The following is an 18,343-nucleotide window of genomic DNA, read 5'->3' as shown; positions in this document are numbered from 1 at the left end:
CCCCCGAACTCGTCCCGACCCCCGTCGCCTGACCCGCCGCCCGGGCCCAGCGCCCTGACCCGGCACGCCCCGATCCCGCTCGGCCCCGCTGCGGCGTCGGGGGTCCCTGCCGGCCACCCCGCACGCCCCGAGCCCGCCCGGACCCGCCGCTCAGGCGGGGCCAGCGCGGCGGGCAGGTGTGCAAGATCGGTTGATGCCCAGCCGGTGTCCACACGCCGTGGGGCCCGGTTTTCGATCAACTGATCATGACGTCCGCGCTCGGGCTGGCGCCGGGCCACCCGTACAACGCCGACGGGCGCCGCCCCGGGTGGGGTGGCGCCCGTCGTACGTGGTGCGGAGCGTCAGTGCCGATCGACGTCGCTGGCGGTGTCCTCGCGGTAGCTGGCACCGCCGTCGGACTCGCTGGTCAGCGGCTTGGCACCACCCTCCGGCGGGCCGGCCAGGCTCTGGCCGCCGGCCGCCAGCTCCGGGAACTTGTGGTCGAACGCCGGCCGCTCGGATCGGATCCGCGGCATCCGGTCGAAGTTCCGCAGCGGGGGCGGGGAGGTGGTCGCCCACTCCAGCGAGTTGCCGTGACCCCACGGGTCGTCGACCTCGACCACCGGGCCGGCCTTGTACGACTTCCAGCAGTTCCAGATGAACGGCAGGGTCGAGATGCCGGTGATGAACGCGCCGATGGTGGAGACCATGTTCAGCGTGGTGAAGCCGTCGCCGGGCAGGTAGTCCGCGTACCGGCGCGGCATGCCCTCGTTGCCCAGCCAGTGCTGCACCAGGAACGTGGTGTGGAAGCCGATCATGGTCAGCCAGAAGTGCACCTTGCCCAGCCGCTCGTCGAGCATCCGGCCGAACATCTTCGGGAACCAGAAGTAGATGCCGGCGAAGACGGCGAACACGATGGTGCCGAAGAGCACGTAGTGGAAGTGGGCCACCACGAAGTACGAGTCGTGCAGGTGGAAGTCGAGCGGCGGGCTGGCCAGCAGCACGCCGGTCAGGCCACCGAAGAGGAACGTGACCAGGAAGCCGATCGAGAAGAGCATCGGCGTCTCGAAGCTGATCTGGCCGCGCCACATGGTGCCGATCCAGTTGAAGAACTTCATACCGGTCGGCACGGCGATCAGGTAGCTCAGGAAGCTGAAGAACGGCAGCAGCACCTGGCCGGTGGAGAACATGTGGTGCGCCCAGACGCTCATCGACAGGCCGGCGATGGCGATGGTCGCGGCGACCAGCCCCTTGTAGCCGAAGATCGGCTTCCGGGAGAAGACCGGGATGATCTCGGAGATGATGCCGAAGAACGGCAGCGCGATGATGTACACCTCGGGGTGGCCGAAGAACCAGAAGAGGTGCTGGTAGAGCATCGGCCCGCCGGTCGCCGGGTCGTAGACGTGGGCGCCCAGGAGCCGGTCGGCGGCCAGCGCCATGAGCGCGGCGGCCAGCAGCGGGAAGACCAGGATCACCAGGAGGCTGGTGACCAGCATGTTCCAGGTGAAGATCGGCATCCGGAACATCGTCATGCCCGGCGCGCGCAGGGTCAGGATCGTGGTGATCAGGTTGACCGCGCCGAGGATCGAGCCGAGGCCGGAGATGACCAGGCCGATCACCCACAGGTTGGCGCCGATGCCCGGGGAGTGCTCGATGCTGCTCAGCGGCGCGTAGGCGGTCCAGCCGAAGTCGGCGGCCCCGCCCGGGGTGAGGAAGCCGACCATCGTCATCGAGCCGCCGAGCAGGAACAGCCAGTAGGCGAAGCTGTTCAGCCGGGGGAACGACACGTCGGGCGCGCCGATCTGCAGCGGCACCACGTAGTTCGCGAAGGCGAACACGATCGGCGTCGCGAAGAACAGCAGCATGATCGTGCCGTGCATGGTGAACAGCTGGTTGTACTGCTCGGGCGACAGGAACTGCAGCCCGGGCCGGGCCAACTCGGCCCGCATGATCAGGGCCATCAGGCCACCGATCATGAAGAACACGAACGCGGTGACCATGTACATGATCCCGATCTGCTTCGCGTCCGTGGTACGCAGCAGCCGCGCGATGGCCGACCCCTTGACCGGCGCTCGGACCGGCCAGGGCCGGGTCACGACCGGCTTGGGTGCGACGGTGGTCACGAGTGGCCTCCGGTTCTGGGTTGTCCCGCTCGGCACGCGCTGGTTATCTGCGGGCCGTCATCCGCAAGGAGGATAGTCCCCGGCAGGTGGGTGTGCCGCGTGGGGTGGTCGGGTAGCCTGCACGCCCCGGCGCGGACAGCCCTCGGCCGCCGGCGCTACAGCGGGCCGAGCAGCAGCCGGTAGTGCTCGCCGAAGATCCGCTCGCCGCGCCCGCGCAGCAGCGGGTCGCGCAGCGCTGGCGGCACGTCCCGGGTCCGGTTGCGGTCGCGGGTCCGGTCCCGCACCCATCGCGTACGCGGGCGACGACGACTCTCGTACGCCACCAGCGCCGCCTCGACGTCGCCTCCGGCCGTCCGGAGGGAGTCGGCGAGCACCACGGCGTCCTCCAACGCCATCGCCGCGCCCTGGGACAGCGTCGGCGCGGTGGCGTGCGCGGCGTCCCCGACGAGCAGCACCCGCCCCCGGGACCAGCACCCCAGCTCCACCTCCTCGGTGATCCCGACGTGCACCCCGTCCAGCGCCTCCAGCACGGCCGGCACCGGTCCGCCGTAGCCGCCGAAGAGCTCGCGCAGCCGGGCCGTCGGGTCGGCCGGCGCGGCGGTGCCGGCCTCGTCGGCGTAGCAGTGCAGCCGCCCGGCGCCGATCGGCACGACCAGGAAGCCGGCGCGCTGGCCGAGCAGGGCGGTCCACTCGGCGACCGGGGGACCGTCGCGCACCACGGCGCGGTAGACGACCTGGCCGGCGGGCCGGGGCGGGCCGCCGAGCGCGGCCAGGGCCCGGATCGGGGAGCGCGGCCCGTCGGCGCCGACGACGAGGTCGTACTCGGCGGCAGTGCCGTCGGCGAAGGTGACGCCGACGGAGTGCGGCAGCAGGTCGACGGTGCGCACCTCGACGCCGTGCCGGACGGCGCCGCCCGCGCCGGTGAGCAGCACCCGGTGCAGTTCCGTCCGGGGCAGCGCCCGGCACTCGCCGACCCCGGACCAGAGCGCGTCGAGGTCCACCTCGCAGAGTGGCGCCCCGGCCGCGTCGAGGAACCGCTGCCGGTGGATGACGTGCCCGAGCGGGCGGACGGGCCCGTCGAGGTCGAGCCGGCAGAGTGCCCGGGCCGCGTTGCCGGGCAGGAAGAGACCGGTCTCGGCGTTCTCGCCCGGGGGCAGCCTCTCGGTGACGTCGGGCCGGAAGCCCGCCATCCGCAGCGCCCGGGCCACGGCCAGGCCGGCGATGCCCGCGCCGACGACGAGGATGCGCAGGGGAGAGCCACCCATGGTGGTGTACGCCTCCGGAGGGGTTCGGCACGCGTTGGAGGCAAGACACTACTCGGCGCAATCGGCACACACCAGAGTCAATCGTCCCAGATGAAACATTCCTCGGCGGCCCTCGTCCCTGCTTCGGCGGACCACCTGCCCACCGACCGGCCCGGGCGTGACAAACCTCACTTACCTCGCCAATACCCCGCGTCCGTTGCGCGGCGGTTTCGGAGATGTAAATGTGTCGACTGAGCATGGGAGCGCTCCCGCGCCCATCGGCCGACTCCGTCCGGCGTCCCCCGCCGAAGCCGAAGGAGCATCATGAAACGTCCACTCCGGGCCCTCGCGGCAGCCGCGCTGCTCGCCACCGGCTCGATCGTCGCGGTGGCCCTCGGCGGCACCGCCAGCGCCGACACGCAGATCTGCGAGCAGTACGGCTCCACCACCATCCAGGGCCGCTACGTGGTGCAGAACAACCGCTGGGGCACCACCGCCCAGCAGTGCATCAACGTCACCGACAGCGGCTTCGAGATCACCACCCAGAACGGCAGCAACCCGACCAACGGCGCGCCGACCGCGTACCCGTCGGTCTTCCTGGGCTGCCACTACACCAACTGCTCCCCCGGCACCAACCTGCCGATCCAGGTCAGCCAGATCAGCAGCGCCAACAGCAGCATCTCCTACCGGTACGTCAGCAACGCCGTCTACAACGCCTCGTACGACATCTGGCTGGACCCGTCGCCGAAGCGCGACGGGGTCAACCAGATGGAGATCATGATCTGGCTCAACCGGCAGGGCCCGATCCAGCCCATCGGCTCCCCGGTCGGCACCGCCACCATCGACGGCCGCAGCTGGGAGGTCTGGCGCGGCAGCAACGGCTCGAACAACGTGATCTCGTACCTGGCCCCGTCGGCGATCAGCAGCGCGAACCTCAACCTGCTGGCGTTCATCAACGACACCCGCAACCGGGGCGCCATCACCAGCTCCTGGTACCTGACCAGCATCCAGGCCGGCTTCGAGCCGTGGCAGGGCGGCGCCGGGCTCGCGGTGACCTCGTTCTCCGCCGCGGTGAACGGCGGGGGCAACCCGACCACCCCGCCGCCGAGCACCCCGCCGCCCGGCACTCCCCCGCCGAGCACGCCGCCGCCGGGCGCCGGATGCGCGGTGAAGTACACGCCGAACTCGTGGGGCAACGGCTTCACCGCCGACGTGCAGGTCACCAACACCGGGACGAGCGCGGTCAACGGCTGGACGCTGACCTACAACCTGCCGGCCGGGCAGCAGATCACCAGCGCGTGGAACGCCACGGTGAGCCAGAGCGGCTCGGCGGTGACCGCGCGGAACATCAGCTGGAACGGCTCGCTCGCGCCGGGCGGCACGGCCAGCTTCGGCTACCAGGGGACGCTGAGCGGGGCGTACTCGTCCCCGACGAGCTTCTCCCTCAACGGGGTCGCCTGCTCGCGCTCCTGAAACGCCGGACGCGACGTCCGCCGGGCCACCCCGATGCCTGGCGGACGTCGCGCGTGAGAGGGCCGGCGGCTCAGAGCCGGGTGAGCCGGACGGCGTCGGCGATGACGAGGCCGGGGGCCGAGCTCCACCGGCTCACCGCGACCCGGTTGGCGTCCCCGGCCGGCAGCGTGAACGTGCCGAGGGTGCGCCACTGCCCGCCGGTCACCCGTTGGTCGACGATGATCGTGCGGTTGCCGGTCGTGGTGGACACGATGTACGGCGTGGCGGAGTTGTAGCCGCTGACGGCCGGCCACCAGGCGTCCACCCGGTAGTTGGCGGTCGCCGGGACGTTGAACTTGTACCAGGCGGCGTCGCTGGCGGCGACGGGGTCCGCGAAGCGGTAGTCGGCCCCGTAGCGCTGGGTCGAGTACGTCGAGGTGCCCCAGCTGGCGCTGGCGGTGAAGCGACCGGCGGTGGAGTTGTCCACCACGGAGGTCCAGGTGGTGGTGCCCGCCATCTTCGCGGCGACGTCGGCGCGCATCGTGTTCAGGTCGATGAAGGACGGGTCGATCTTGCCGGTGGTGCTCGTCTCGCGGTGGCCCCGGGCGTAGCTGGCGTCCCTGCCGAGCCGCTTGAGCACGGCGGCCGTGGCGGCGATCGACGCGTTGTACTGCGCCGCCGTCATCTCCTGGTTGACCCCGTTGTAGTCGATCTCCCAGCCGATCATCAGCGTGTTGCCGTCGCCGGCGGGGATCGGCCCGCTGCCCCGGCTGACGCCCGCGTGGTTGCAGCGCCCCGCGGAGATGACGTGGAAGACGCCGTGGTAGTCGACGAGCGCCTGGCAGAGCGGCCCGGGCAGGTCCGACCGGCCGTTGATGCAGATGTTGAGCGCCGGGTGCGGGTTGGTGGCGCTGGAGGTGGCGGCGGTGTGGTGCCAGAGCACGCCGATCGGGTTGAAGTCGCCCGGGCGCATCCGGTTCAGCCAGTCGCCGTGGGTCACGACCTGGACGCCCGCCCCCCGCAGGACGTCCACCAGCCAGGGAATGGTGGCCATCAGGACTCCCCGAGCAGGTCGGCGAGGCACTCGGCCTTCGGCGCGGCGAGCGGCGCGGCGCTCGCCGTGGCGGGCTTGGCAGCAACGGCCACCGCGGTGGCCACCAGTGCCGACATGCCCAGCACCCCGCGTCGGGGGAGGCGGGCGGGTCGTGACGCGTTCATGGCGCTCCTTCAGACAAGGGCGGAGGGGTTCCGACTCATCGATGAACTGGTGACGCGCACCGTATATCGTCACGAGCATCTATGTCGATACCCTTCACTGCCCCTATTCAGGCTGAAGGAAATTGGCAACGGCGGTCCGGGTCCGGGCCCCGGTCCGGGCGCCCGAAAGGGGTCCGTCAGGGGTTGCCGAGTGCGTCGATGTCGCGCATCTCCTCGGCGGTCAGCGAGAAGTGGAAGATGTCGGCGTTGACGCGGATCCGCTCCGGGGTCACCGACTTGGGGATGACCACGATCTCGTGGTCGACGTGCCAGCGGAGCACCACCTGCGCCGGGGAGACGTCGTGCGCGGCGGCGACGCGGGTCAGCACCGGGTGGGCGAGGTCGCTGGTCTTGAACGGGCTGTACCCCTCCAGCACCACCCCCCGGTCCCGGTGCTCCTTGTGCCGCTGCCGGTCGTACAACGAGGGGCTCCACCGGATCTGGTTGACGGCCGGGTTCTCCTCGGTCGCCTGGATCAGCTCGTCGATCTGGCCGGTGCCGTAGTTGCTCACCCCCACCGCGCGGGCGAGCCCCTCGTCCCGGGCGGCGAGCATCTCGCGCCAGACGGGGATGCTGTCTGCGGGGCTCGCCGGCGGCCAGTGGATCAGCCACAGGTCGACGTGGTCGGTGCCGAGCGCGGCCAGGCTCGCCTCGAGCGTCTCCCGCTCCCGGCCGACCCGGTCCGGCGGCAGCTTGGTGGTGACGAAGACGTCCTCGCGGCGCAGCCCGCTCTCCCGGACCGCCCGCCCGACCTCCTCCTCGTTGCCGTACATCGTGGCGGTGTCGACGTGCCGGTAGCCGGCGTCGAGCGCGGCGAGCACCGCGTCGTACCCGGCCTGGCCGGTGGCCTGCCAGGTGCCGAAGCCGAGCAGGGGCATCCGCACCTCGCCCGGGAGCACGACGCTGGGCTGGTCCTCGTGGTCCATGGTCCCGGTCTACCCGTGATGACCCGCGACATGCCGCCGAACCGGACACGCGGGCGACCGGCGCTCCGGCGCGGATTGCCGGAGAATGCGGGTGTGGCTGACCCGCTGGAGGAGTACCGGCGCAAACGGGACGCGGCGCGCACCCCGGAGCCGGTGCCGAAGCGACCCCCGCGGCGCAAGCGACCCGCCGACGGCACGGCCCGGTTCGTCATCCAGCAGCACCACGCCCGGAGCCTGCACTGGGACCTGCGGCTGGAGCACGAGGGGGTGCTGGCCTCCTGGGCGGTGCCGCGCGGGCTGCCCCGCGACACCGGCCGCAACCACCTCGCCGTGCACACCGAGGACCACCCGATGGAATACCTGGACTTCCACGGCGAGATCCCGGCCGGCGAGTACGGCGGCGGGCGGATGACCGTCCACGACCGGGGCACCTACCACTGCGAGAAGTGGCGCGACGACGAGGTGGTCGTGGTGCTCGACGGCGAGCGCACCTCCGGGCGGTACGTCCTCTTCGCGACCGGCGGCAAGGGCGGGCGGGACTGGATGGTCCGCCGCACCGACCCGCCGCCGGAGGGCTGGACGAGCATGCCGGAGCTGGTCCGCCCGATGCTCCCCACCGGGGCGGCGAAGCTGCCGGCGGACGAGACGGAGTGGGGCTACGAGCTGCGCTGGGACGGGGTGCGCGCCGTCGCGTACGTCTCCGGGGGCCGGCTGCGGCTGCTCGCGCAGGACGACGAGGACGTCTCCGGCACGTACCCGTGGCTGCGCGAGCTGGCCGAGGAGCTGGCGCCCACGGAGGCCGTGTTCGACGGCGTCCTGGTCCGCATCGACAGCGCCGGCCGGGTGCGGCCGGCGCGCGGCGGACGCCGGACCCCCGACGCCCAGTACCTGATCTTCGATCTGCTCTGGATGGAGGGCGTGACCAGCATCGACCTGCCGTACGCGCAGCGCCGGGAGCTGCTCGACGGGCTGGCGCTCGCCGGCGGTCACTGGCAGACTCCGCCCTGGTTCCCCGGTGCCGGCCGGGAGGCGCTGCGGACCGGGCGGGAGCAGGGGCTGCCCGGGGTGGTGGCGAAGCGGCTGGACTCGGTCTACGAGCCGGGCCGGCGCAGCCGGCGCTGGCTGAGCATCGACGCGAGCCGAGACACGAGCTGAGACGGCGAGGAGCATCGTGTACCTGACGCACCTGGAGTGCCCGCGCTGCGGGCGGGAGCACGACGCCGGCAAGCTGGCCAACCTCTGCGACTGCGGATCCCCGCTGCTGGCCCGCTACGACCTGGCGGCGGTGGCGAAGGTGCTCACCCCGGAACGCTTTCCGCTGCGCCCGGCCGACCTGTGGCGCTACCGCGAGCTGCTGCCGGTGGCCGACCCCCGGCACGAGACCACGCTGGGCGAGGGCTGGACGCCGCTGCTGCGCACCCCGACCTACGGCGCGGAGATCGGCATCGCGGAGCTGATGGTCAAGGACGAGGGGCTCACCCCGACCGGCTCGTTCAAGGCGCGCGGCGCGGCGGTGGGCGTCAGCCGGGCCCGCGAGCTGGGCGTGGAGCGGATCGCCATGCCCACCAACGGCAACGCGGGCGCGGCCTGGGCCACCTACGCCGCCCGGGCCGGGCTGAGCGCGACCATCGTCATGCCGCTGGACGCGCCGGCCATCTGCCGGCGCGAGTGCGTGGCCGCCGGGGCCGACCTGCGCCTGGTCGACGGGCTGATCAGCGACGCCGGGCGGCACGTCGCGGGGCTGGTCGCCGGCTCCGGCGGCGCGATCTTCGACGTCGGCACGCTGCGGGAGCCGTACCGGCTCGAGGGCAAGAAGACGATGGGGTACGAGATCGTCGAGCAGCTCGGCTGGCAGGTGCCGGACGTGATCATCTATCCCACCGGCGGCGGGGTCGGCCTGATCGGCATCCAGAAGGCGCTGCACGAGCTGCGCGAGCTGGGCTGGATCGAGGACAAGCTGCCGCGCCTGGTGGCGGTGCAGTCGACGGGCTGCGCGCCGATCGTCCGGGCCTTCGCCGCCGGTGAGCAGCGGGCGCGCCCCTGGGCCGACGCGCACACCGTGGCGTTCGGCATCACCGTGCCGGCCCCGCTCGGCGACGAGCTGATCCTCGACGCGCTGCGCGCCAGCGCCGGCACCGCTGTCGCCGTGGACGACGCCGAGATCCTGGCCGACCTGCGGGACTTCGCCGCCCGCGAGGGGCTGCTGCTCTGCCCGGAGGGGGCCGCCTGCCTGACCGCCGCCCGGCACCTGCGCGCCGGCGGTTGGATCCGGGCCGGCGAACGCGTGGTGGTGCTCAACACCGGGGCCGGCGTGAAGTACCCGGAGACGGTGGACGTCACCGGCGTGCCGGTGCTGCCGGCCTGACCTGCCGGCCCCTGCGCGCCGCCGTCAGTCCGTGGCGGGGTCGGTCAGCCGCCAGGCGGCGCTGACCAGGCCGATGTGCGACAGCGCCTGCGGGGTGTTGCCGAGCTGCGCGCCGGAGCGCGGGTCGATCTGCTCGCTGAACAGCCCGACGTCGTTGGCGTGCCCGAGCAACCGCTCGAAGAGCGCCTCGGCCCGGCCCCGCTCGCCGGCCATCACCAGGCACTCCACCAGCCAGAACGAGCAGGGCAGGAAGCCCGCCGGATCGGTGCCCCAACGACGGAGGAGACCCTCCCCGGCGCCCAGCTCGCGCTCGACCGCCTCGATGGTGGCGCGCATCCGCGGGTCGGTCGCCGGCAGGAACCCCACCAGCGGCAGCAGCAGCACGGACGCGTCCAGGTCCGGCGAGCCGAACGCGCCCCCGAACGCGCCGGTCCGCTCGTGCCAGCCCTCGCGCAGCACGGCGGCCCGGATCTCGTCGCGGATCGCCGCCCAGCGCCCGGGGTCGGCCCGGTCGCCGAGCCGGGGCGCGAGCGTCACCGCCCGGTCCAGCGCCACCCAGCAGAGCACCTTCGACGTGAGGTAGTGCCGGTCGGCGTCCCGGGTCTCCCAGATGCCCCGGTCGGGCAGGCGCCAGGTGGCGGCCACCTGCTCGGCCAAGCCGAGCACCATCTCGCGCAGTTCGGGGTCGAACGCCTCGCCCAGGTGGTCGCGCAGCTGCCAGACCGCCGAGACCACCTCGCCCGGCACGTCGAGCTGGCGCTGCCGCCAGGCGTCGTTGCCGACCCGCACCGGCAGGCTGCCGCCGTAGCCGCGCAGGTGGGCGCACTCGTACTCGGAGACGTCCCGCTCCCCCTCCAGGCCGAAGAGCACCGGCACGGGCTCGGGGCCGACCCGGCCGATCGAGCGGGCCGCCCAGGCGAAGAGCCGGGACGCCTCGGACGGGCAGGCGGCCACCCAGAGGGCGCGCAGGGTCATCGCGAAGTCGCGCAGCCACGAGTAGCGGTAGTCGTAGTTGCGGTCGCCGCCGATCCGCTCGGGCAGCGACGTGGTCAGGGCCGCGGCCACCGCGCCGCTGCGGGCGTACGTGAGGCCGGTGAGCACGGTCGCGCTGTGCCGCACCTGCGCCGGGTAGCGGCCGTCGTAGTGGTGCGACTCCCGGTAGGCCCGCCAGGCCTGCACCGTCTCGGCGAGCGCGGCGACCGGCTCCAGCCGGGCCGGCGCCGTCCCGTACGCCTGCCCGTACGCCGCGTCGAAGCCGACCGCCTCGCCGGCACAGACCTCGAACTCCTGCCGGACCCGGTCCCGGTCGACCTGCGGCGCGAGCCCGCCGGCGTGCAGGGTCAGCACCACCGGCCCGGCCGCGGCCAGCACCCCGCCGTCGGGCTGCTCGTGCAGGTACGGGGTGAGCAGGCCGTACTCCGGGCGAGGGCGGAAGTCGAGCGACATCCGCACCCGCCCGGTCAGTCCCTCCACGACCCGCAGCAGCACCGCCGGCGAGTTCATCCCCAACTGGTGGCCCCGGGCGCCGAACTCGGCGGCGAGCGCGTCGGTGACCGCGACGCTCCCCTCCGGCGTGTGGTGCACCGTGCGCAGCACCAGCGTGTCGGCCAGGTACGCCCGCTCCACCCGGTGCCCGGGCAGCCCGGCGGCCACGGGCGCCAGCCGCCAGTGGCCGGCCTCCGGGTCGAGGATGCGGCCGAACACCGACGCGGAGTCGAACCGGTCCGGGCACCACCAGTCGACCGAGCCGTCCCGGCCGACCAGGGCGCCCGAACGGCAGTCGGAGAGGAACCCGTAGTCGGAGATCGCCAACTGGTCCACCCGCTGCGGGTACCCGGTTCCGGCCGCCTCAGGCGGCACCGGCGGCGCGGACGGTCAGGAGGTGGGCGGCTCGTCCTCGCCGGCGGCCTCCGCGGCGTCGGCCTCCTCCTTGGTCCGGTGCACCGCCTGGTCGGCGTGCTCGGGCGGGCCGTAGACGGTGTAGAGCACCAGCGGGTTGGGGCCGGTGTTGACGAAGTTGTGCTTCGTGCCGGCCGGCACCACCACCAGGTCGCCCTGCACGACCTCGCGCTTCTCCCCCGCCACCCGGGCCTCGCCCGTACCGCTGACGAAGGTCAGGATCTGGTCGATGCCCTCGTGGACCTCCTCGCCGATCTCGCCACCCGGAGGAATCGTCATGATCACCAGCTGGGTGTGCTCACCGGTCCACAGCACCCGCCGGAAGTCCGGGCTCTTCTCGGCGACGGTCGCGATCGTGAAATGTTCCATGCCGACGCACATACCCGCTGCGGCCCGACACCACGCCGGGACTCGCAGATGGTGGAATTCGCCACTTCCCCGAGGTTTCGATCCTCCGTGGACGGGGATCGAGTGAACAACCGGCGCACGGTGGCCGGTCGAGCCAGGTCCCCGCTGGCGTACCGCCGTACGGCTGCGGTGGTGGGAGACGGCCAGAGCGCGGCGACGTTCCGATCCCGGATCCGGACGGCGCCGCGCGCTCGTTTCCGGCCCCGGCCCGTCGGACGGGCGCCGCCGGACGGCACGGACCGGCGGGGAGGTCGCGTCACCTCGGTCCACGTCGGGCCGCGCGCCGCACGCCCGCCGACCTGCGGTGGACCGCTCAGTCGTCGTCCTCGGCCGACACCGGCTCCAGACCCACGCAGCGCAGCCTCAGCTCGAACTCGCCGGACGGGCCGGCGAAGGCGACCTCCACGTCGTCGTCCGGCCCCCGCTCCGCCTCGGCGACCCGGTAGCCCGGCGCGGGCGTCCAGGAGACCAGCCGCACCCCGCCCGGCCCGCACTCGGCCACCGCGCTGCCACCCGTCGTGACGAAGGCCCGACGAACTCCCGCCGGGGCCGGGCCGGTCGCTCCCGGCGACGTCGGCCCGCCCGTCCCGGTCGCCGTCGGCGACGGCCCGCCGACCCCGGGGGCGGTTGGCCCGGGGGAGGCCAGGGCACGCTCGATCTCCTCCTGGCTGAGCACGCCGCCCGGGGTGCCGGCGATGCTCTCCCCCACCCACTCGATCGCGGCCACCCCGATCAGGGTGGCGACGGCGGCGGTGGCCAGCCACCCGGCGACGGCGAGGAACGAACGGCGGCGCATTCCCCGAGTCTCCCCGATCCGGGGTTCGGGCGAGCCCTGCCCGAGGCTAAGGGAGGGTTAAGGTCCGGGCCGGCCCGGGCCGTGGCGGCTAGCCTGCCACCTGTGGCCCGCCTGCTGCTCATCGAGGACGACCTGACGATCCGTACGCCGCTGCTGCGGGCACTGCGCGACCGGGGGCACGCGGTGGCCGCCGCCTCGACGGCGATGACCGGCCTGCGCGACGCGCTGGACGACCGGCCCGACCTGGTGGTGCTGGACCTGGGACTGCCCGATCTGGACGGCCGGGAGCTGCTGCGGATGCTCCGCGCGGTCAGCGCCGTGCCGGTCATCGTCGCCACCGCCCGCGACGACGAGACCGAGATCGTCCGGGTGCTCGACGCGGGGGCGGACGACTACGTGGTGAAGCCGTTCACGGCCGCGCAGCTCGACGCGCGGATCCGGGCGGTGCTCCGGCGCGGAACGGGGCCCGGCCCGGAGGAGGACACGACGCTGGTCGTGGGCGGACTGCGGGTCGACCCGCGGTCGCGGCAGGTCAGCCTGGACGGCGCGCCCGTCGAGCTGACCCCGCGCGAGTTCGACCTGCTGCACCACCTCGCGGGCCGGCCCGGCCAGGTGGTCACCAAGCGGGAGCTGCTCGCCGAGGTGTGGCGGGTCCCGTACGGCGGCGCCGACAAGACCGTGGACGTGCACCTGTCCTGGCTGCGGCGCAAGCTCGGGGAGAGCGCGCAGACGCCCCGCTACCTGCACACCGTGCGGGGCGTCGGGGTCCGGCTGGAGGCACCGGGGAGCGCCGGATGAGGGCCCGGCTCGCCCTGCTGGCCGCCGCGGTCAGCGTGCTCACCCTGGTCGCGTTCCTGGTGCCGCTGGCACTGCTGGTGCGTACCGTCGCGGCGGACCGGGCCACCCTGCGGGCCACGGCCGACGCGCAGAGCCTCGTCACCGTCGTCGGCACCGCCGACCCGACGACGATCCGGCTGACCGTCGAACAGCTGGCCACCGAGTCCGAGCGGTCGGTCACGGTGTTCCTGCCCGACGGCACGGTGCTCGGCGCCCCGGCCCCCCGTACGCCCGCGGTGGCGCTGGCGGCCCGGGGGCAGAGCCTCACCGCCGAGTCCGGGCGGGGGCGGGAGGTGGTGATCGCCGTGCAGGGCCACCCTGACGGCACCGGCGTGATCCGGACGGTGGTCCCGCCCGCCGAGCTGACCGCCGGGGTGACCCGGTCCTGGCTGGCCCTGGCCCTGCTCGGCGTGCTGCTGGTGCTGATCGGGCTGGCCGTCGCCGACCGGCTGGCCCGCACCCTGGTCCGGCCCATCGGTGAGCTGTCCGCGGTGTCGCACCGGCTGGCGAACGCGGAGCTGGAGGCGCGCGTCACGCCCGCCGGGCCGCCCGAGCTGCGTGAGGTGGCCGGCGCCCTCAACCACCTCGCCGGCCGGATCCAGGTGCTGCTGGTGCAGGAGCGGGAGGAGGTAGCCGACCTCTCGCACCGCCTGCGTACCCCGCTGACGGCGCTGCGCCTGGAGGCCGAGTCGCTGCGCGACCCGGAGGACGCGGCCCGCGTGACGGCGGCCGTGGACGGGCTGGAGCGGGCGGTCACCGGCCTGATCCGACAGGCGCGTTGGCGGGTGCCGACGGCCGGGGCCGCCAGCGCCGACGCGGCGGGCGTGGTGGCCGAGCGGGTGGCGTTCTGGTCGGTGCTGGCCGAGGACACCGGGCGGGCCGTGACGCTTGACCTGGCCCCGGGACCGCTGCCGGTGGGTGTGCCCGCCGACGAGCTGGCGGCGGCGGTGGACGCCCTGCTCGGCAACGTCTTCGCGCACACTCCGGACGGCACGGCGTTCGCCGTCCGGCTGGCCACGGAGGCGGGCCGGGCGGTGCTGACCGTGGCGGACGAGGGGCCGGGGATGCCGCCCGGCACGATCGACCGGGGCGCGAGCACCGCCGGCTCGACCGGCCTGGGCCTGGACATCGCCCGCCGCGCCGCCCAGGCCAGCGGCGCCCGGCTCACCCTGCGCACCGCGCCCTCCGGGGGCGCGGAGGTGCGCCTCGAACTGGGCCCGCCCCGGCCCTGACCCGCCCCCTTCCCGCACCGGTCACGGCCGGGCCGTCGACCATGTCCCGGGCGGCCCGGCCGTCGGGGCCGGACCAGGCGCGGCCCGGCCGCCGCGCCCGGACAGGCTTAACCCGGCCTTAGCGTTCGGGCAGCGTGGCGCTATCCGGGCCGGCGCGATCCTGGGAACCAGCAACCGAGGAAGGGTGTAACGAGATGAAGCGCAAGTCCCTGATGCTGGCGTCGCTCGGAGGCGCGGCGGTGCTCGCCGTGACCGGCGCGACCTTCGGCGTCGCGGCGGCCGACGACGGCGCGGCCCGGGCGACCACCCTGGCCGCCGCCACCACCGCCCCGACCGGCCCGGCCACGCCGGGCACCCCGAGCGGCACCGGGAGCAGCGCCCCGGCGACGGGCGGCGCGCCGACCACCGGCGGCACCCCGGCGGCGCCCGGCACCCCGTCGGGCAGCGGCGCTCCGGCCACCGGCGACGACGCGGTGAGCGAGCAGCGGGCCGGCGAGATCGCGCTGGCCCGGGCGGGCGGCGGCAAGATCGTCGAGGTCGAGCGCGAGGATGAGGACGGCCGGGCCGTGTGGAGCGTCGAGATCGTGGCCGGGCAGACCGAGCACGAGATCGACGTCGACCGGGGCGACGGCACGGTGGTCAAGGCCGAGCAGGAGCCGGTCGACGACGACGATGACGACGACTCGGACGATGACGACTCGGACGACGGCGACGACGACTGATCCGCTGCCGGTACCGACGCCGCCGTCCCGCTTGCGCGGGGCGGCGGCGTCGCCGTCGCGGGCGGCGGGTCCGGTCCGCGCGGCCCACGCCGGCCCGCCCGGCGCGGGCCGCGGCGATGCGGGCCGATCGACCCTGTGACGGACACCGATGTCTGGCTACATTGGGGTATGGTGCCCGCCCACCGGGGCCGGGCGGCGGAACCGGTCTACCGCCCCATCCTCGCCAATCGGCGGGGTGAGCTGGAGGCGCTCGGTCATCTCGACGACGTCGTCGCACCCCTGCTCGCCCCGGTCCTCCAGGTGTCCGTCCTGGACCAGTTCACCCTGGACGTGCTCCGCCGGCTGCCCGACGGGCTGCTCACGGCCGTCGACGTCACCGGACTGCCCGACGCCCCGGAGACCGAACTGGTCCGCTGGGGCGTACCGCTGGTGCCGGTGATCGGCCTGGCGGACAGTGACCGGCGCCTGGTGGCGCACGGCGCCGCGGCCCGGGCCCACGCCCAGCGGGCGGTCGTCCGGCTGCGGGTCGGCCACGACCGGGCCGGCCCGGACGCGGCCACGGCGGCGGCCGAGCGGGTCTGGCGGTTCACCCACCTGGTGCCCGAGCAGTGCGACCTGCTCCTCGACGCGGGCGACGTGTGCTGCCGGGCCGACGTACGGGTCGCCGAGCCCCGGGTCCGCCGGCTGCTGGAGTGGGCCCGCCGGCACGCCTGGTGCTCGGTGAGCGTGGCGGCGGGCGGGATGCCCCCCGCGATCTCGGCCCTGCCCACCGACGAACCGGTCCGCCTCGACCGCTGGGACTGGCAGCTCTGGCAGCGGCTGGCCGACCTCGGCGTCGGGTACGGCGACTACGGCGTCGGCTCCGCGGTGCCCGGCGCCGACCAGTCGGGAGACCGGCTGCCCACCGTCCGCTACACCACCGACGGCGCCTGGTGGGTGTACCGCTGGTCGCGGCGGGGCGGACGCGGCGACGACCGGTTCGCGGACCTGTGCCGCACCGTCGTCTCGGCCCCACACTGGCCGGCCACGGGTGCGGCCTTCTCCTGGGGCGACCACGAGATCCTGCGGCGTGCCCGCAGGGGCGCCGGCGCCGGGTCCGCCAGCAACTGGGCGGCGTGGAGCACCTCGCACCACCTGGCGCACGTGCTGGCCGCGCTGCCGCACCCGGAGCGGGAGCCCCGACCGGGGCCGTGGCGATCCGGTCAGGCGCCGCCGGAGCGGGGCCGTCCCGCCCGGCCGCACCGCAACGGGGAGACCCGCCGGGCCGGCTGAGCGCCTCCCCTGCCGGCTCCGGTGCGGTGGCGGCGCCCCGCCGTCACTGCTTTTCGGTGAACCCGAACTGCACGATGCCCTCGTCGTCGACGCTCGCGTCCACCGACGCGTCACCGAGCAGCTCGGCGGCGTCGGAGTCCAGGAAGATGCGGGCGCCCTGGTTGTCGACCACGTGGTCGCCCTCGACCGGTTCGGCGACCAGTTCGACGGTGAGCGAACCCGCGTCGGTGTCGGCGGCGATCCGCACCCCGCCGTCCTCGGCGACGTCCTGCTGGTTGGCGAGGTCTCGGATGACCAGCACGGCGTTGTCGGTCATGGTGAGCATGGCGGAACTCCTCGTGGATTCTCGGATTCGCGGTGCGGGACCGGGACTCGGCCCGCGGGCGAGCGCACGTGGGAGGCGATGGAAGGGCGACAAGCACCTCGCCGTCGCGCTTCGGGGCAGCTCAGGGCCCCTCCACGGCCTACGTTGCCCCCTGCCGCGGGATCCGTCAAGTAGATCGGGGTCAGTGCGCGGCGCCGGCCGGGGCGAGCCGGGCGCGGATGTCGCGTACCGCCGCGCGGCCCGCCCGGTTGGCGCCGATCGTGCTCGCCGACGGGCCGTACCCGATCAGGTGGATCCGTTCGTCGGCGACCACCCGGGTGCCGTCCATCGTGATACCGCCGCCCGGCGCGCGCAGCCGCAGCGGCGCGAGATGGTCCAGTGCGGCCCGGAAGCCGGTGCACCACAGGATCACGTCCGCGGGCACGAACCGCCCGTCGTCCCAGGCCACCCCGTCGGGCGTGATCCGGTCGAAGACGGGTACCCGGTCCAGCACGCCGCGCTCGCGCAGCCGGCGCAGCTCCGGCGTGAGCGGCAGCCCGGTCACCCCGACCACGCTGTCCGGGGGCCGGCCCGCGCGGACCGCCGCGTCGACCAGGGCCACCGCCGCCCGCCCCCGCTCGGGGGTGAACTCCTCGTCGCGGAAGTCGGGCGGGCGCCGGGTCACCCAGGTGGTGCCGGCCGCGACGGTGGAGACCTCGGCGAGCAGCTGGACGGCCGACGTCCCGCCGCCCACCACCACGACCCGCCGGCCGGCGAACTCCGCCGGTCCCCGGTAGTCGGCCGTGTGCAACTGCCGGCCCCGGAAGACCGACCGGCCGGGGTAGTGCGGCCAGAACGGCCGGGTCCAGGTGCCGGTGGCGTTGACCAGGGCGCGCGTCGTCCAGAAACCGTGGTCGGTGTGCACGGCCAGCCGGCCGTCGGGCCGGTCGCGGACCTCCCGGACCCGCACGGGACGCCGCACCGGCAGGTCGAACTCGCGCTCGTACGCGGCGAAATAGGCGCTAACCACCTCGGCCGCCGGCCGGTCGGGCCCGGCCGCCGGGAAGGGCAGGCCGGGCAGGTCGTGGAAGCCGTGCACCCGGTCGAGTCGCAGCGTGGGCCAGCGGTGCCGCCACGCCCCGCCCGGCCCGTCGCCCCCGTCGAGGATCACGAAGCCGTCCCCCGGGGCGAACCCGGCGCGACCCAGGTGGTGGCCGGCGGAGAGGCCGGCCTGCCCGGCCCCGATCACCAGCACGTCGACGGAGCGCTCGTCCATGCCGGGTACAACACCGGCGGGCCCGCCCGGCTGCCCGGCACGGGCGTCTCGCCGATCACAGCCCGCCGCCGGGAACCGAGCCGTGCCGGCCGGAGTCAGGATCAGCGTACGGACCGGGCCCGGCGGGAGGCCTCATGGCTGCACGGCGTGGGTGGCGGGCGCTGGCGGTGCCCGCTGGTCGACCGGGCGGTCGCCGTGCTCACCCCGGAGGCGTCGGCGGGACCGGTCACCGCCGTCCCGCTCGACGGCTG

The 18,343-nt window shown here is 74.4% G+C and carries 17 protein-coding genes; 7 read left to right on the top strand and 10 right to left on the bottom strand.

Going from position 1 to position 18,343, the window contains the following annotated elements; genetic code table 11:
• Window positions 1-341: 341 nt before the first annotated feature.
• Window positions 342-2,102: an aa3-type cytochrome oxidase subunit I gene (gene ctaD / locus ACSNN9_RS15080; protein WP_436673746.1), complete on the bottom strand. Its 1,761-nt coding sequence runs from the start codon at window positions 2,100-2,102 to the stop codon at window positions 342-344.
• A 155-nt stretch (window positions 2,103-2,257) separates the two neighbouring features.
• Window positions 2,258-3,367, bottom strand: coding sequence for an FAD-dependent monooxygenase (locus tag ACSNN9_RS15075; protein ID WP_436673745.1), 1,110 nt, complete (start codon window positions 3,365-3,367; stop codon window positions 2,258-2,260).
• Between the two features lie 303 nt (window positions 3,368-3,670).
• On the opposite strand from ACSNN9_RS15075, the gene ACSNN9_RS15070 reads away from it, so the two are divergent.
• Window positions 3,671-4,819, top strand: a complete 1,149-nt coding sequence (locus tag ACSNN9_RS15070; protein ID WP_436673743.1) for a GH12 family glycosyl hydrolase domain-containing protein — start codon at window positions 3,671-3,673, stop codon at window positions 4,817-4,819.
• Window positions 4,820-4,889: 70 nt separating this feature from the next.
• Here ACSNN9_RS15070 and ACSNN9_RS15065 read toward each other — a convergent pair whose 3' ends face one another.
• The 3 genes from ACSNN9_RS15065 to ACSNN9_RS15055 form a co-directional block, all read right to left on the bottom strand.
• Window positions 4,890-5,852, bottom strand: coding sequence for an N-acetylmuramoyl-L-alanine amidase (locus tag ACSNN9_RS15065; RefSeq protein ID WP_436673741.1), 963 nt, complete (start codon window positions 5,850-5,852; stop codon window positions 4,890-4,892).
• Window positions 5,852-6,016, bottom strand: coding sequence for a hypothetical protein (locus ACSNN9_RS15060; protein ID WP_165947736.1), 165 nt, complete (start codon window positions 6,014-6,016; stop codon window positions 5,852-5,854). The genes ACSNN9_RS15065 and ACSNN9_RS15060 overlap by 1 nt, the downstream gene beginning before the upstream one ends.
• 176 nt (window positions 6,017-6,192) lie before the next feature.
• Window positions 6,193-6,981: an aldo/keto reductase gene (locus tag ACSNN9_RS15055; protein WP_436673739.1), complete on the bottom strand. Its 789-nt coding sequence runs from the start codon at window positions 6,979-6,981 to the stop codon at window positions 6,193-6,195.
• Window positions 6,982-7,074: 93 nt separating this feature from the next.
• Between ACSNN9_RS15055 and ACSNN9_RS15050 the strand changes: the two genes are divergently transcribed.
• Both ACSNN9_RS15050 and ACSNN9_RS15045 read left to right on the top strand, forming a co-directional pair.
• The gene (locus ACSNN9_RS15050) at window positions 7,075-8,136 is read left to right on the top strand and encodes a DNA polymerase ligase N-terminal domain-containing protein (RefSeq protein WP_436673738.1); all 1,062 of its coding nucleotides are present in this window, start codon (window positions 7,075-7,077) and stop codon (window positions 8,134-8,136) included.
• Window positions 8,137-8,152: 16 nt separating this feature from the next.
• On the top strand, window positions 8,153-9,346 hold the full coding sequence (locus ACSNN9_RS15045) for a threonine synthase (protein WP_436673737.1): 1,194 nt from the start codon (window positions 8,153-8,155) through the stop codon (window positions 9,344-9,346).
• 24 nt (window positions 9,347-9,370) lie between these two features.
• On the opposite strand, the gene ACSNN9_RS15040 is transcribed toward ACSNN9_RS15045, so the two are convergent.
• From ACSNN9_RS15040 to ACSNN9_RS15030, 3 genes are all read right to left on the bottom strand, one after another.
• Window positions 9,371-11,167, bottom strand: coding sequence for a glycoside hydrolase family 15 protein (locus ACSNN9_RS15040; protein WP_436673736.1), 1,797 nt, complete (start codon window positions 11,165-11,167; stop codon window positions 9,371-9,373).
• 54 nt (window positions 11,168-11,221) lie between these two features.
• Entirely contained in the window at window positions 11,222-11,614 is a 393-nt protein-coding gene (locus ACSNN9_RS15035) for a cupin domain-containing protein (RefSeq protein WP_089001794.1), read from the bottom strand.
• Between the two features lie 352 nt (window positions 11,615-11,966).
• On the bottom strand, window positions 11,967-12,449 hold the full coding sequence (locus ACSNN9_RS15030; RefSeq protein WP_436673734.1) for a septum formation initiator: 483 nt from the start codon (window positions 12,447-12,449) through the stop codon (window positions 11,967-11,969).
• A gap of 102 nt (window positions 12,450-12,551) precedes the next feature.
• Here ACSNN9_RS15030 and ACSNN9_RS15025 point away from each other — a divergent pair, with 102 nt between their 5' ends.
• From ACSNN9_RS15025 to ACSNN9_RS15010, 4 genes are all read left to right on the top strand, one after another.
• Window positions 12,552-13,247, top strand: a complete 696-nt coding sequence (locus tag ACSNN9_RS15025; RefSeq protein WP_436673733.1) for a response regulator transcription factor — start codon at window positions 12,552-12,554, stop codon at window positions 13,245-13,247.
• Entirely contained in the window at window positions 13,244-14,518 is a 1,275-nt protein-coding gene (locus ACSNN9_RS15020) for an ATP-binding protein (protein WP_436673731.1), read from the top strand. Before ACSNN9_RS15025 ends, ACSNN9_RS15020 begins: the two co-directional genes overlap by 4 nt.
• 194 nt (window positions 14,519-14,712) lie before the next feature.
• Complete coding sequence (locus ACSNN9_RS15015) at window positions 14,713-15,240, top strand: PepSY domain-containing protein (protein WP_436673729.1); 528 nt, start codon at window positions 14,713-14,715, stop codon at window positions 15,238-15,240.
• Between the two features lie 168 nt (window positions 15,241-15,408).
• On the top strand, window positions 15,409-16,512 hold the full coding sequence (locus ACSNN9_RS15010; RefSeq protein WP_436673728.1) for a beta family protein: 1,104 nt from the start codon (window positions 15,409-15,411) through the stop codon (window positions 16,510-16,512).
• 43 nt (window positions 16,513-16,555) lie between these two features.
• Here ACSNN9_RS15010 and ACSNN9_RS15005 read toward each other — a convergent pair whose 3' ends face one another.
• Both ACSNN9_RS15005 and ACSNN9_RS15000 read right to left on the bottom strand, forming a co-directional pair.
• A complete protein-coding gene (locus tag ACSNN9_RS15005; protein ID WP_357868248.1) occupies window positions 16,556-16,837 on the bottom strand; it encodes an adhesin in 282 nt (93 codons plus the stop codon).
• 181 nt (window positions 16,838-17,018) lie between these two features.
• Window positions 17,019-18,092 (bottom strand): NAD(P)-binding domain-containing protein, encoded by a 1,074-nt coding sequence (locus ACSNN9_RS15000; RefSeq protein ID WP_436673727.1) that lies wholly within the window; start codon window positions 18,090-18,092, stop codon window positions 17,019-17,021.
• Window positions 18,093-18,343: the final 251 nt, after the last annotated feature.

It is taken from the genome of Micromonospora sp. URMC 107 (assembly GCF_051386315.1).
Taxonomy (GTDB): domain Bacteria; phylum Actinomycetota; class Actinomycetes; order Mycobacteriales; family Micromonosporaceae; genus Micromonospora.
The sequence above is the reverse complement of the archived record's forward strand: the minus strand, read 5'-3'. Positions and strand labels throughout refer to the sequence as shown.

Coding starts and splice junctions, on each gene's coding strand:
- ACSNN9_RS15070 (WP_436673743.1), top strand. CDS start 3,671: ATGAAACGTCCACTCCGGGCCCTCGCGGCAGCCGCGCTGCTCGCCACC.
- ACSNN9_RS15075 (WP_436673745.1), bottom strand. CDS start 3,367: ATGGGTGGCTCTCCCCTGCGCATCCTCGTCGTCGGCGCGGGCATCGCC.
- ACSNN9_RS15030 (WP_436673734.1), bottom strand. CDS start 12,449: ATGCGCCGCCGTTCGTTCCTCGCCGTCGCCGGGTGGCTGGCCACCGCC.
- ACSNN9_RS15015 (WP_436673729.1), top strand. CDS start 14,713: ATGAAGCGCAAGTCCCTGATGCTGGCGTCGCTCGGAGGCGCGGCGGTG.
- ACSNN9_RS15060 (WP_165947736.1), bottom strand. CDS start 6,016: ATGAACGCGTCACGACCCGCCCGCCTCCCCCGACGCGGGGTGCTGGGC.
- ACSNN9_RS15020 (WP_436673731.1), top strand. CDS start 13,244: ATGAGGGCCCGGCTCGCCCTGCTGGCCGCCGCGGTCAGCGTGCTCACC.
- ACSNN9_RS15010 (WP_436673728.1), top strand. CDS start 15,409: ATGGTGCCCGCCCACCGGGGCCGGGCGGCGGAACCGGTCTACCGCCCC.
- ACSNN9_RS15055 (WP_436673739.1), bottom strand. CDS start 6,981: ATGGACCACGAGGACCAGCCCAGCGTCGTGCTCCCGGGCGAGGTGCGG.
- ACSNN9_RS15005 (WP_357868248.1), bottom strand. CDS start 16,837: ATGCTCACCATGACCGACAACGCCGTGCTGGTCATCCGAGACCTCGCC.
- ACSNN9_RS15000 (WP_436673727.1), bottom strand. CDS start 18,092: ATGGACGAGCGCTCCGTCGACGTGCTGGTGATCGGGGCCGGGCAGGCC.
- ACSNN9_RS15065 (WP_436673741.1), bottom strand. CDS start 5,852: ATGGCCACCATTCCCTGGCTGGTGGACGTCCTGCGGGGGGCGGGCGTC.
- ACSNN9_RS15035 (WP_089001794.1), bottom strand. CDS start 11,614: ATGGAACATTTCACGATCGCGACCGTCGCCGAGAAGAGCCCGGACTTC.